The sequence below is a fragment of the Shewanella sp. SM71 genome, from assembly GCF_025653905.1.
Classification (GTDB): domain Bacteria; phylum Pseudomonadota; class Gammaproteobacteria; order Enterobacterales; family Shewanellaceae; genus Shewanella; species Shewanella oncorhynchi.
Map to the genome: position 1 here is coordinate 46,767 of NZ_JAKKRW010000012.1, position 13,464 is coordinate 60,230.

Genomic DNA, 13,464 nt, shown 5'->3' on the forward strand with positions numbered 1-13,464 from the left:
ATCCTATTAATGATGATTGATGAGTTTACAACCCACGTTCGCTGATTTTCTTATGCTTTGAGTTTTGCCGCTAATCATGTGCTAGGCACACATTAAACGCGTTAACACTAGGGCATATCTGATCGCCATAATGCCTGTCGTTACTTGAAAGCCTAACCTACCTTAGTGATCCGTGCGCGGGTAACACTCGGCTCTGCGGCGACTTGAGGTTGGCGTTCTTTGACTTTTTTATCAATCACATTTTTCAATGCAATCAATAATCCCATCACGATAAATGCGCCGGGTGGCAACATAGCAAGGAGAAATGGGGTATCGACTTGCCATAGATGCATGGTTAACGATTTAGCCCATGGGCCGAGCAGTTGATCCGCACCATCAAACAGTGTGCCTTGACCTAAGATTTCCCGCGTTGCGCCCAGCACTGTAAGCACTAAAGTAAAACCAAGGCCCATCATTAGACCATCGAAGGCGGCACTAAACGCATTATTGCGCGAGGCAAAGGCTTCGGCGCGGCCGATGATGATGCAGTTCGTCACAATTAATGGCAGGAAGATCCCAAGGGATAAATACAGGCCGTAGGCATAGGCATTGATGAGCAGTTGCACTGTGGTGACTAGCGCGGCGATGATCATCACAAACACAGGAATACGAATTTCTTTGGGCACATAGTCGCGCACTAGTGACACCAAAATGTTAGAGCCAATCAGCACCAGCATAGTGGCTAGACCAAGGCCAAGGGCGTTAGTGATCGTTGCAGTAACCGCGAGTAGCGGACATAAACCTAACAGTTGCACTAGGCCTGGGTTGTTTTTCCACAGTCCTTGCCACGCAATTTCGCGATAATTAGTCATGGTTGGCCTCACAATTTAGCGGCTGGCTGAAAATTTGTGCTTGGTTAGTGCTGAAATACCATACCGCGTTTTTGACTGCTTTAACATAAGCGCGCGGGGTGATGGTTGCACCGGTAAATTGGTCAAAATCGCCGCCATCTTTTTTAACTAACCATTGCTTATCATCTGCAGAGCCCAGCACTTTACCAACAAACTGAGTGACCCAATCCGATTTACGTAGTTCAATTTTGTCACCCAGCCCAGGGGTTTCTTGGTGGGACAAGGTACGTACGCCTAAGACTTCACCTTGGATATTAATTCCAACAATTAATTTGATATTACCGCTATAGCCATCGGGTGCGATGGCTTCCATGGCGATAGCGACAGGCTTGCCTGCATGGGTAGCAATATAGGCCGGCATTGGACTATCCGTGCCTAATGCTTCTTTGTTTAATAGCAAGGTACACTGAGCGGTAAGCTCGTTATCATGTATTTCATCAGGGATTAATTGTTGCAATACTCGCATCAATTCCTGTTGTTCTTGCTGCTTAATCTTGTCAAAGGTTTGTTGATTGACCGCGGCGACGAGACCCGTGCAAATCAAGGCAAACAGTGCCAATAAAAAACCATTTTTAATCATCGGATTTTTCAACTCTTTTTCCTTAAGCTCTCGTTGCCAGCAGAATGACATTATCTTGTAGCATGACGGTAGTCCGCCCAATGGCCTTAGCTAGCTGAATGACCATAGGTGCGTGGCCGCACATAGTAGTCAATAAAGGGGGCGCAGAGGTTAGCCAATAACACGGCAAAGGCAAAGGCGTCAGGGTAACCGCCTTTAATGCGGATGATGTACACCAACACACCAATTAACGCGCCGAAGATAATGCGACCACGGGGGCTGGTTGCTGCTGTGACGGGATCTGTTGCGATAAAAAATGCCGCTAACATGGTCGCGCCAGAAAACAAATGTAATAGGGGACTGCCTTGGGTATCGGGCGACAGTAAGAAACCGATACTCGATGCGACAAAGAGCCCCAATAACACGCCAGTACTGATGTGCCAACGAATGGCTTTCAGTTTAAGTAATACTAAACCGCCAGCCAGATAAGCCAAATTCACCCAGAACCAACCTACGCCTGTGCTGCCATCAAAAATGGCTTTAGTCAGGCTTTCTGTGGTGGTTAATCCTAGGGATAAATCGGTTTTAAGGGTATCGAGTGGCGTCGCCATTGCGATGCCATCTATCCCTAAACGAAACTGTTCCAAGTTAACGTGGGCGCCAATGTTGAAGATAAGTTGCAAGCTCTCAGCTAGGCTAGGCGAATGCAGCGCAACGGTACTCGGTGCTATCCAAGTGGTCATTTGCACTGGGAATGAGATTAACAGCAATACATACGCCGCCATTGCAGGGTTAAACAGGTTATGGCCTAAACCGCCGTAAAGGTGCTTAACGATAACGATCGCAAAGGCGGTGCCCATCACTATCATCCACCAAGGTGCTAGGGGAGGAATGGCGACACCAATCAAGATTGCGGTCAGCATGGCGCTGTTATCGCTAAGGCTGGCTTTGATATTACGATTGCGAAGTTTCATCACCGCAGCCTCACAGCTTAGGGCAACTATAATCGCAAGCAGCACTTGAACAAGCGTGCCCCAGCCAAAAAAGGCGCATTGCACCACAAGGCCCGGCAGTAAACATAAAATCACCCTTTGCATCACAGTTGAGGTATGCAAATTACGTGTGACATGGGGTGATGAGGCTATTTTAAACGCCATTGTGTTCCCTTTTTATCATTCTGTTCTTAATCATTAGCAACACTTGAATCGCTCGAAGCTTCGGTTTGTTGAGCGAGTGCCGCTTTTTTAGCTTTTGCCTTGGCTATGGTCGCAGCAATCCGTGCTTTTTTAAGCTCATCGCCTGATAAGGCTGCCGTTTCAATGGGTTCTGCAATTTGTTCTGCGGATGGTAAAACGGCTTCGGGTTTAGCTGCTACGGCATCAAGGGCTGCTGCTATCGACGGCGATGCCACGTTAGCTTTAGTTTGAATGTCGTCAACGGACTCTATTTCAGACTCAGCTGCTGATGCCGCAGCTATTTTCTTCGCTTTAGCACGAGCAACAGCTGCGGCCACTTTGGCCTTTTTAATCGCTTCAGCGTCGTTAACGTCAGTAGCGGCTGCTTCTGTATCATCATTCAGATCTGCTTGAACGCTAGCTGCGGAATCAAGTGCTGGAGTCGCGGTCTGAGTTAAATCATTGTCAGCATTTGTCTCAACTTGCTGCGCGGCTTTTTTCGCTTTAGCACGGGCAACCGCGGCGGCTACTTTGGCTTTCTTAATCGCTTCTGAATCATTAACGTCACTAACGCTAACATCACTAACGCTAACGTCAGTATTGCTAACTTCAATATCACTAGCGGCGGTTTCTGCTTGCTGCGCCGCTTTCTTGGCTTTTGCCCGCGCGACTGCGGCAGCCACTTTGGCCTTTTTATCATCGGCAGCGCTGGCTTCTGGTGTGCTGTCAGCCGTTTCAAGCGGCGCGGTATCGGCTTGCTGAGCGGCCTTTTTAGCTTTGGCGCGAGCAATGGCCGCGGCGACTTTGTCCTTCTGAGATAACGGCGCTTCTTGCGCGATTGCATCTGTTGCTAAGAAGGATTCATCACTGGCATCAACATTCACCACATTGTTTGTATCAGCACCATTGGCATTCACTTGGGCGGCTTTCTTCGCCTTAGCGCGGGCGATGGCTGCGGCAACGGCAGCTTTACCCTTGGGCGCGTCTGTCGTATCAGTGCTTATTACGTTTGATTGATGATTCGATGATTCTTCAGTCGACAACTCTTCAGTTGCTGATTGTGCCGCTGCGGCTTTTTTCGCGGCGATCCGTGCCATGGCTTCAGCGACGGCATTTTTATCCGTGCCAGTCATAGTTGCTTGTCTGCGCTCTGCGGCTTCTTTTGCCTTAGCTTCACGGGCAAGCTTTTCTTCTTCAAGACGCGCTAAACGGGCATCGAAACGCTGTTTAGCGCGCTCCGCTTGCTGCTTTTCATCGGCGGTTTGTTTAAGTGCAGATTTGGCAATGCGGTAATACTCGACTAAAGGAATATCACTAGGACAGACGTAACTACAACAACCGCATTCAATACAATCCTTTAGATTGTAGCTGGCAGCTTTGTCATATTCTTCGGCCTTGGCGTGCCAAAAGAGTTGCTGTGGCAATAGGAGTGCAGGGCAGGCATTGGCGCATTCGCCGCAGCGGATACAGGCTTTTTCTTCTGGCGTAGTTCCTATTTCTTGGCTGCTTGGCACCAGAATACAGTTAGTACCTTTTAAAATAGGCACTTGGATATTCGCCAATGCATGGCCCATCATAGGCCCGCCAATAATCACCTTTTGTTCAGGCTCTGGCGTGAACTCAGTCGCAGCCAGCACATGCTCAACAGGTGTGCCTATCGGTAACCAGTAGTTTCCCGGTTTGCCGACATTTTTGCCCGTCACAGTCACAACGCGCTCAATCAGCGGTTTACCTTGGGTAACCGCTTGATGAATCGCAAAGGCAGTGCCGACGTTATGCACGACGATACCGAGTTTGGCGGGAATCGCGCCCGAGGGCACTTCGCGGCCAGTAATGATTTGAATTAACTGCTTTTCACCACCAGAAGGGTATTTTGTCGGAATGACGGTTACCCGAATGCTGTCCGCTGGGAGCCCACATTGGACGACTGCAGCTTGCATGGCTTTGGCCGCTTCTGGCTTATTATCTTCAATAGCGATAACAATGCGTTTTGGCGTTAATAACCGATGAATAATGCCAATACCGGCGAGGATATCTTGGCTGTATTCGCGCATTAATCTGTCATCGGCGCTGATATAAGGTTCGCATTCGACGCCGTTGATGATGACTAAATCAATTTCACTGACCGGATTAAGCTTAATATGAGTTGGAAACGCCGCGCCGCCCATGCCTGCAATGCCAGCAGCACGGATCTTATCGATCATCTGCTGATGGGTTAAATCCTCAAGCTCATTTTGCACCAGCTCACACCAAGTGTCTTTGCCATCGGCTTGGATAACGCAAGTGTTAACTGGCAATGCTGAGGCATGGTTGCTGGCCCTTGGCTCAATGGCAACGATAGTACCCGATGTCGGCGCATGCACAGGTAAATGCCAAATGGAGGTACCTTGAGTTAACGGTGTGCCTTTTAATACGCTATCGCCGATGTTTACCGCAAGTGTGCAGTTTTCACCGACTTGAGGGATGGGTACTAAGTACGTATCGGCTAAGGGCAGTTGGCTAATCGGCGTCGCGTTCGAGAGGAATTTGACTTCGGGTGGATGTATACCACCGGGTGAGCGCCAAAGGGTTCCTTTATCTAATTGATCTAATAAAGTTAACACCGCTTTTCCTCTTCTAACTGTGGGTCTTGGTTCTGAATCTCTTTGATGAGATTCTCTTGAATGAGAGTCACTGGGATGGCATTTAAGCGCCAGTTCCAATTTTTAAGATTCTGGGTGACTGGGATCATATCAATACAATCGACGGGACAAGGCTCAACACAGAGATCGCAACCCGTGCAATCGGTTGTCAGCACAGTATGCATAAGCTTACCTGCACCGATAATCGCATCCACGGGGCAGGCTTGAATACACTTAGTGCAACCAATACATTCGTCTTCACGTATGTAGGCGACCTTTTTCACTTGAGATTGTGCTTCGGCATTCAGCGGCTCGGGCTCGACGCCCATCAGGGTCGCCAGTTTTTCCATGGTGGCAGTGCCGCCGGGAGGGCATTTGTTGACTTTATCACCGTTGGCAATCGCTTCAGCATAAGGGCGACAGCCAGGGTAACCACATTGACCACATTGTGTTTGTGGCAGAATCGCTTCGAGTTCATCGACAATCGGATTGCCTTCAACCTTAAATTTAACGGCGGCAAAACCGAGTAATAGCCCAAAAACTAATGCCAATAGGGTCAACAATATGACTGCAATTAAAATTCCGGACATCTTACTTAACCAATCCTGTGAATCCCATAAAGGCGAGGGACATAAGACCTGCGGTGATCATCGCTATGGCGCCGCCTTTGAAAGGTAAGGGGACATCTGCGGCTGCTAAACGTTCGCGCATCGCCGAGAAGAGAATTAACACTAATGAGAAGCCTAATGCAGCACCAAAGCCATAGATAGCCGATTGGATAAAATCGTGCTTCTCGTTAACGTTCAATAGGGCAACACCCAACACCGCACAGTTAGTTGTGATCAGCGGCAGGTAAATCCCTAAAGCGCGATGCAGTGCAGCACTGGTTTTTTGCACCACCATTTCAGTAAATTGCACCACAACCGCAATCACTAAAATGAAGCTCATGGTTCGCAGGTAGCTCAGATCAAAGGGCAATAGTAGATACTGGTTGACGAGGTAACTGAGAATCGAGGCTAACGTCAGCACAAAAGTGGTCGCCATAGACATGCCAATAGCGGATTCCAGTTTACTGGATACCCCCATGAAAGGACACAAGCCTAAGAATTTCACTAAAACGAAATTGTTGACCAGTACTGTACTGATCAACAAGAGGAGATATTCAGTCATCTCAATACTTTTCTAAACGGATCTTGGCCGTATTATCGACTTTTCCGTTTGCATAAACAACATATAGAATGCAGGGTTAACCATCTTTACTGTAAATTTTGGCGACGAATTAACCCGTTAAAGTATTAAATTTGATCTGTAATCGCCATGGCTTGGGGCTGTGCTATGTAATAGCCTTGCAATCCATCAACTAAGAGTTTTTCGAGGGTGAGTTTTTCTTCTTGGCGTTCGACGCTGGTCGCAATAACCCGAATGCCTATCCGTCTTGCAACATCCACCATCATACGGACGAAGAACTTATTATTGCTGTCTTCATCAATGTTCGATGTGTAGCTGCCATCAAGCTTTATGTAGTCTGGGCGCACTTCACTGAAGAATTTGAAGGACGTAAAGCTCATGCCAAAACGCTCTATCGACACCCGTGATCCAACGCTATGTATTTCGCGAACGAACTTATAGCTTGCCCCTAAGTTAGACTGCATACCGGACTCATTGATCTCAAATACTAAGCGCGAGGCGATGTATTTTTGCTTGCCTAAAATGTCCTTTAGCCAAGCGACAAACATATCTTGATGCGCAGAAAATGCGCTGATATTGATGCCAAAGTTACCCGAAATGGTCGGGTTTTCCTTAAGCATTCTTAATGCACTGATCACCACCAGTTTATCTAATTCAGAACTCATACCGTGACGTTCTGCCATAGCGATCACTGTGGTGGTGGGTAAGAACTTGCCTTCGCTATTGTAAAAGCGCGCCAACAACTCACGGTAAACCTCTACATCGGTACGACACGGCTGAATTGGCTGTTGGTAGAATTTTAATGCTTGACGAGTGACTAAATCATTGATCGCCATTTTCCAGCGATCATCACCAAACTGCTCGTCACCATTGAGTTTTTCTTGGATATGATAACTATTAGGCCCAAGGGTCTGCGCTATGCTGACTGCGGTATCCGCAATTGTCAGTAAATTAACCGCATCGGTACCTTGGTGATAGGGAACTAAACCGATATGGGCAACAGATTCCGCTTTTGTCATCTGCAAATATTCATCGAGATAAATTTTTAATTGGTCTAAAAATTTTGGCGCATCCTTCAGCATGACATCAGGAATAAAGATGGCAAAATCAGCGCTCGATACCCTGAAACATTCTGCATCTGAATACTTACTACAGGCTTTGCGGATACAATTTGCCACCCTTGAAAGATAATCATCCCCCGCAGTTCGCCCTTGTTTTTGATTGATTTGCGCAAGCTCCGTGGCCTTAACCATTGCCATCAGCCCCAATTGAGGAATATCGGGATTGCTTATGGTTTCTAATTTTTGGGTAAAGCGCTGGCGACTACCAAAACCTGTCACTGTGTCTTGATAGGCCGCTTTATGCAGCTTTTCATTCTCTTGATTGAGTTTATCGATTTGGGCTTTAAGTTGAAGACGACACTCTTCAAGGGATATTCCAATGGGGTTGAGCTCACCTGTGAGTTTTGATGATGCGACAGCAGAAAACCCTAACTCAGGTATTTTTGAAATATAATCAGCAGCATAACGTATCGCCGCCCTATGTTTTGACATTAACAGAATAAACACTAACAGCAAGATAAGGTAAGCCACCAGTAACATGACACCGAGCTTTTGAGTATGACTAATCGAAGTTTCAATCGCTTGGTTTGCACTGAGTTTGACTTGTAAACGACCGGTTGCCAATTTTTGTGTATGACTGAGCTCGATAGAAAATAAACGGGCTAAAGGATGAGGATGTTGGCTGTCTAAACGACCTTCGGTATGACTCCGTTGGCCATCGGTATCATCAATATATTGGAAAAATTGGAATGGGTAATTTTCAGAAAGCTTTTTGAAGAGTTCGGCGCCATCACCTTGCCATTGCTGGTAGCGGGTTAAACTGGTTTTAAAGCTATCCAGTTCTTGCTGTTGTTGGATTTGTAATTGGCTATTTTCGCTTTGATATACCCAAGCAAAAAGACCTAAGAAAATAAGCAGTAAAAAAATTGGATATGATTTTGACATGGCCATAAAAATCCGCTCTATTTTTTTGTGTGAGCTCAAACAGGATAAGTTTAAGTCAAGAATACTTAACTGCAGCTATCTGTGTGATGACACTCATAAATTTTTATTAATAAGCTGATAACAGTGTAACTGCATTTGCTTAAAAACAAAACGGAAAAGAATAGGGTAACTAGAAGCCAGAAGAGGCAAAGACACTGGAACAAAACGAAGAATAAATTGGCTCCCCTGACTGGACTTGAACCAGTGACATACGGATTAACAGTCCGCCGTTCTACCGACTGAACTACAGGGGAGTAGAGGGTGCGATATTGCTATCGACTTTACAGAAATAACACTTTTTAAATGGCTCCCCTGACTGGACTTGAACCAGTGACATACGGATTAACAGTCCGCCGTTCTACCGACTGAACTACAGGGGAATCGAGGTGCGATATTACTATCGACTTTTTAGCTTGCTTAAATTGGCTCCCCTGACTGGACTTGAACCAGTGACATACGGATTAACAGTCCGCCGTTCTACCGACTGAACTACAGGGGAATCATTTTAATGCTTCAGCTTGATAATGTAATTGGCTCCCCTGACTGGACTTGAACCAGTGACATACGGATTAACAGTCCGCCGTTCTACCGACTGAACTACAGGGGAATTGTTTACAACTTATCTTACTGCTTGTTCTAACTCATTTTTATCATGTGCTTAAAGTGGCTCCCCTGACTGGACTTGAACCAGTGACATACGGATTAACAGTCCGCCGTTCTACCGACTGAACTACAGGGGAATCGTTTCACACAATCGTAGCGACTCGTTGAGAACGGAGCGCATAGTAAAACGCTCTGTTGGATGAGTCAACTCGAGTTACTAAAAAAAGTGTAATTATGCTGTTAAGTGCTCATCTAATGTGCATCGTGGTGCAGAATTCGACATTTTTCGTGAAAAACCACTTAACAATTCGCAATATAGCCATAATTGAGTCCATCGTTTTTAAGCGGTGATTCTATGAAATTGAAATCATTCGCTAAATAATCGACACCGTTTTCGGTACTTGGTCGAGTACTTAAGACTCAAACCGCTCAAAAAAGGATCTCAGGTGGGGTAATGTGAATTTACTCAGTTCTTTATACCGATAGAAAACGTGGGTTATCTTTTCGCCGTTAAAGTCCGTTTTTCTGTTTTAACAAGTTTGCTGTTGTTGATGGAGGTGTTAATTGAGGCTTTATCGAATTAGCGTGAGCTGTTTTTCAAATGAAGTGATGCACTTCACTATTAGTTGTGGCACTAGATGCGCTACCACAGCGCGTGTTAATTACAGTTAGTGAAATTGATACAAGTTGTAACCAGTCAAATGGATTGACAATAAGTGAGAACAGCCGAGATTAGTTGAAACTAGGCGGGAGGCCTTGGTGTACAAGAGTTGTGCGAGTGGTGAGTTAAGTCGGAAGTGATTCACTAGGATTGATAAAAACAAAGCTGACGCCAAAATGGTTCGCCAGCTTTGAAAAATAATCACAGTTCATCAAGATTGATAAACTCGGAACTTTTAAAGATTTAATCGAGGTTTTTACCCATCCAAACGACTTTGCCAATAATTTGCAGCATTGGCAGTTCACCCGCAGAGACAATCTGAGATTTATACTCCTTGTTGTCACTGAGTATCTCTATGCCGCCATCAAACAGTTTCTGTAAGCGCTTGGCGTAAAGATCGTCGCCCAGGCGTAATACGAAGATACAGCCGTCTTCTAGCGTCGTTTTGCTGATATCAACCAGTAGGCTATCCCCGCTGTGTATGGCGGGCTCCATCGAATTGCCTTTGGCATAGACGACTTTAAGATTCTCGGGTTTTAAACTACGGTATTTAAGCCAGTTCTTTCTAAACGGCAGCCGTCTGCGTACACCTGTTTCATCATTAAACGCACCATGCCCAGTGCTTACCACCACGTCATAGCCTTCAATCAAGAAATACTCTTCATTGAATTGGTCTTGGTGGACGTAAACAATACCTTCCTGGGAAATTTCATCGCGTTGGCGATTCGGGTATTTAGGGCCATTGCCAGTTGCAAGCCAACGAATGCTCACGCCAGCCTCTTCTGCTATACGTATTGCTGTATCTAACTTAGGTTCTCCACCTTTGATTAGATTACGTAGAGTACCTTCAGATACGCCAATTTTAATGGCGAACTCTCTAATACTGTTTTTCCCAATTGCTTCCGAAATACGGTCAGCAAGAGTGCCGACTTCAGTTGTGGAAGTCGGATCTAAAGTTGGATCTGAATGTAAGGCTTCCGACTTCATTATTTTCCTCGAACCAAAATCTATTTAACGCTCAAGAGAGCAATAGTTATTACTTAAAAACTACCGAATAAGTAATGGTTTACTGAATATCCAACCGAAACTACATCAATCTTTTGCGCACTAAAATAACTTTAGTGCGTAATTTTCTGCGCAAAAAAGCAAAAAGCTGTTGATTTGTGCCTAACTCGGATCTATATTCGCAATACGTTACGCAGTGCGTAACGTATTGTAGTTAAACTGCGTTCGTTCGCAATGCGAACGTAATCAAAATATTAGCACGGTAATTCTTATGAAGATAGAAAGCGCTCGTCATATACATGCAGCCTTGCTCGCAAATGGACAAAGCTGCCGTGCGTGGGCGATTACGCATGGATATAACCCAAGGACGGTTCAGAAGTGCGTTCAATGGTTTGCACCCAATACAGGTCGTAAACCTAAACGCTTAAAAGCCATAAAGATCATGGCTGCTTTATCTGAATACCTTGGTGTTGATTTAGTGGGAGAGCACCATGACTAAGGAATGGTTTAGCACTGTAGAAATTGCAGAGCTATTGGATGTCGGGGATAGACGCATCCGTGATAGGGCAAAACATGAAAACTGGCAAAAGCAAAGGCGACAAGGGCTAGGTGGAGGATTTGAATATCACCTAAATAGTTTACCCCTTGAGGCTCGTCAGAAGCTGGCAAAACAGGAAGCGGAGAAGATAGCAAAATCTCCAACGTCCCTGATGCGTGCGGGATCTGCTGTTGCCAAACTGCAAATCCCTGCAGTGAGTCAAACAGAAAAAGCCAAGAGCATTCAGCAGTTTATAAATCTACCTGATAAAGCGCAAAAGCGGGCTGATGCAAAGATGCTGATCGTCAATGCCAAGGCTAAATTCTGCATGCCTTACCTTGAGGTTCGCAAGCTCGTTGATGGTGAAAAAGCATTCTGCAAAGCGTATGCCCAGCGTTCGATTGCACTACCGGACTGGGTATTCTCAATTATTAGCAGTGTTTCTATTGTAACGATCCGCCGTTGGGAAAAGGTCTTAGAAAAAGATGGCGTTAGCGCACTCGCTGGTAAATATAAAGTTGAGCGTCCTTGTCTACTGAATGACGAGCCCGACTTAGCCGACTTCCTAAAGGGGCTGATCACTGCCAAACCGCATCTGGCAGGCAAGGCAAAGCAGCTTAAAAAGCTAGCCGAGATCTATGCGATAAAAACCGACATGCCTTGGCAGATCCCAAGCATCTCCAGCATTCGCCGCTGGGTGAATAAATGGATAAGCCAGAATCAAGCGGCTTTTACATTCACTACAAACCCTAAAAAATTCAACGATAAATACCGGACTGCAGTTGAGCAAACCTATCCATGGATGGCTGCGCCAAACGATGTATGGGAATTTGACTCAACCCCAGTCGATGCCATGTTGAAAGAAGGGCGACACACCATTATTGCGGTGATCGACTGCTTCACACGTCGCGTCAAACTGCTTGTTTCACCAACTTCATCAAGCGAAGGCATTTGCCTTTTAATGCGCAAGACCTTACTGGCTTGGGGAGTTCCAAACCAAGGCGGCTTAATGCGTACCGATAACGGCAGCGATTATGTCAGCCAGCGAACCACGAGCATCTATCACTTACTCGACTTAGAACAAAGCCGAGCTAACCCATACTCAGGTTGGGAAAAGCCCTTTATCGAACGTTTCTTTAAGACGCTCAGCCATGATCTTATTGAGTTACTGCCTGGCTACATTGGCCATAACGTCAATGATCGCGAGGCTATCGAGGCTCGGAAAGAATTTGCGGTACGCCTTAAAGAGCGCAACAAAAAAGAGAACGAAAAGGCTGATTACGATCTCCGTATGACGCAACCGGAATTGCAGCAACTTCTTGATAATTGGGTTGATGCCTATTATCACCTCCGCGCACACGATGGCCTAAAGGGTAAAACACCCAATGAAGTCTATCGCGCAGCTCAATATCAAGTGCGGGCAGTCGAACATCCTGAAGCCTTAGATCTCCTACTTAACCACGTTGGCGAGTACACCATCCTTAAGGGCTTTATTAAAGCGGGAGGATTGCGTTATACGGCACCGGAAATGTTGGAGCATGAATGGAAGGGGCAAAGAGTCCGAGTATTCCTCGATCCAACAGACGTCGCTCGTGCGTTTATTTACCCGATCAATAATTGGGAAACACGAATTGAAGCGGTTGATAGCCGTCTTTTAGGTCAAGAGATCAGCCCTGCGGCTTATCGTCAAACCAAAAAAGAAGAAGCCAAGTCACTGCGTAGTTTCAGGGCCGAAATGAAGCAACTCGCTAAAACGTTCAACATAGGCGAGATCCATCAAACCGTCATTGAACACTATGCCAAGCAGGCTAAGTCACTAGTTGAGTTTCCAACCCAGCCAATAGCCCATCAAAACCCCAGCTTAATGGCATTAACTGAGGCTGCAGAGCAGCTCGTTAAAACCAATAAGCCTGCTTATAGCGACCAACAAATTGAACATTTACGCCAGAAGCGTAAAGCGATTGAAGAACGTAAAAACACCATTAATCAACAGCATGCAACCTTAGTGCGTAATGAGCACGAAAAGGCACGTTTGCTTGCCGCTGAATCTCTCAACCGTGAATTAACGCCAAAGGAGGATGCATTCCTAAAGGATTACAAAAAGCACAACAAGTTAGGGGCAAAACGCATTGATGAAATCATGGGCCATAAGCGCAGAGCGACCAACTGAGCACTTATG

10 protein-coding genes and 5 tRNA genes are annotated in these 13,464 nt (G+C 45.9%); 2 read left to right on the plus strand and 13 right to left on the minus strand.

What is annotated here, in order from left to right:
- Positions 1–152: 152 nt before the first annotated feature.
- The 13 genes from L5L97_RS12980 to L5L97_RS13040 form a co-directional block, all read right to left on the minus strand.
- Entirely contained in the window at positions 153–851 is a 699-nt protein-coding gene (locus L5L97_RS12980; RefSeq protein ID WP_028760019.1) for an electron transport complex subunit E, read from the minus strand.
- On the minus strand, positions 844–1,482 hold the full coding sequence (gene rsxG, locus L5L97_RS12985) for an electron transport complex subunit RsxG (protein ID WP_131524983.1): 639 nt from the start codon (positions 1,480–1,482) through the stop codon (positions 844–846). Before rsxG ends, L5L97_RS12980 begins: the two co-directional genes overlap by 8 nt.
- A gap of 74 nt (positions 1,483–1,556) precedes the next feature.
- Positions 1,557–2,606: an electron transport complex subunit RsxD gene (rsxD, locus tag L5L97_RS12990; protein ID WP_028760017.1), complete on the minus strand. Its 1,050-nt coding sequence runs from the start codon at positions 2,604–2,606 to the stop codon at positions 1,557–1,559.
- A 26-nt stretch (positions 2,607–2,632) separates the two neighbouring features.
- Positions 2,633–5,227, minus strand: a complete 2,595-nt coding sequence (gene rsxC / locus L5L97_RS12995; protein ID WP_263182276.1) for an electron transport complex subunit RsxC — start codon at positions 5,225–5,227, stop codon at positions 2,633–2,635.
- The gene (rsxB, locus tag L5L97_RS13000) at positions 5,221–5,835 is read right to left on the minus strand and encodes an electron transport complex subunit RsxB (protein WP_212600558.1); all 615 of its coding nucleotides are present in this window, start codon (positions 5,833–5,835) and stop codon (positions 5,221–5,223) included. The genes rsxC and rsxB overlap by 7 nt, the downstream gene beginning before the upstream one ends.
- 1 nt (position 5,836) lies before the next feature.
- Positions 5,837–6,415 (minus strand): electron transport complex subunit RsxA, encoded by a 579-nt coding sequence (rsxA, locus tag L5L97_RS13005; RefSeq protein ID WP_006081543.1) that lies wholly within the window; start codon positions 6,413–6,415, stop codon positions 5,837–5,839.
- A gap of 125 nt (positions 6,416–6,540) precedes the next feature.
- Entirely contained in the window at positions 6,541–8,445 is a 1,905-nt protein-coding gene (locus tag L5L97_RS13010) for a GGDEF domain-containing protein (protein ID WP_173496684.1), read from the minus strand.
- Between the two features lie 211 nt (positions 8,446–8,656).
- Positions 8,657–8,732, minus strand: a tRNA-Asn gene (locus L5L97_RS13015).
- A gap of 50 nt (positions 8,733–8,782) precedes the next feature.
- A tRNA-Asn gene (locus tag L5L97_RS13020) sits at positions 8,783–8,858 on the minus strand.
- A gap of 43 nt (positions 8,859–8,901) precedes the next feature.
- A tRNA-Asn gene (locus L5L97_RS13025) sits at positions 8,902–8,977 on the minus strand.
- A gap of 32 nt (positions 8,978–9,009) precedes the next feature.
- A tRNA-Asn gene (locus L5L97_RS13030) sits at positions 9,010–9,085 on the minus strand.
- 57 nt (positions 9,086–9,142) lie between these two features.
- A tRNA-Asn gene (locus tag L5L97_RS13035) sits at positions 9,143–9,218 on the minus strand.
- A gap of 767 nt (positions 9,219–9,985) precedes the next feature.
- Positions 9,986–10,729 (minus strand): S24 family peptidase, encoded by a 744-nt coding sequence (locus L5L97_RS13040; protein ID WP_063884362.1) that lies wholly within the window; start codon positions 10,727–10,729, stop codon positions 9,986–9,988.
- A 289-nt stretch (positions 10,730–11,018) separates the two neighbouring features.
- Between L5L97_RS13040 and L5L97_RS13045 the strand changes: the two genes are divergently transcribed.
- Together L5L97_RS13045 and L5L97_RS13050 are read left to right on the plus strand one after the other, a co-directional pair.
- Positions 11,019–11,246: a hypothetical protein gene (locus L5L97_RS13045; protein ID WP_041411143.1), complete on the plus strand. Its 228-nt coding sequence runs from the start codon at positions 11,019–11,021 to the stop codon at positions 11,244–11,246.
- A complete protein-coding gene (locus tag L5L97_RS13050; RefSeq protein WP_263182280.1) occupies positions 11,239–13,455 on the plus strand; it encodes a DNA-binding protein in 2,217 nt (738 codons plus the stop codon). The genes L5L97_RS13045 and L5L97_RS13050 overlap by 8 nt, the downstream gene beginning before the upstream one ends.
- Positions 13,456–13,464 lie beyond the last annotated feature (9 nt).

Bases quoted from the DNA above. Each gene is read 5' to 3' on its own strand.
- L5L97_RS13045 (WP_041411143.1), top strand. From the start codon at position 11,019: ATGAAGATAGAAAGCGCTCGTCATATACATGCAGCCTTGCTCGCAAAT.
- L5L97_RS13010 (WP_173496684.1), bottom strand. From the start codon at position 8,445: ATGGCCATGTCAAAATCATATCCAATTTTTTTACTGCTTATTTTCTTA.
- L5L97_RS12980 (WP_028760019.1), bottom strand. From the start codon at position 851: ATGACTAATTATCGCGAAATTGCGTGGCAAGGACTGTGGAAAAACAAC.
- rsxB (WP_212600558.1), bottom strand. From the start codon at position 5,835: ATGTCCGGAATTTTAATTGCAGTCATATTGTTGACCCTATTGGCATTA.
- L5L97_RS13040 (WP_063884362.1), bottom strand. From the start codon at position 10,729: ATGAAGTCGGAAGCCTTACATTCAGATCCAACTTTAGATCCGACTTCC.
- rsxD (WP_028760017.1), bottom strand. From the start codon at position 2,606: ATGGCGTTTAAAATAGCCTCATCACCCCATGTCACACGTAATTTGCAT.
- rsxA (WP_006081543.1), bottom strand. From the start codon at position 6,415: ATGACTGAATATCTCCTCTTGTTGATCAGTACAGTACTGGTCAACAAT.
- L5L97_RS13050 (WP_263182280.1), top strand. From the start codon at position 11,239: ATGACTAAGGAATGGTTTAGCACTGTAGAAATTGCAGAGCTATTGGAT.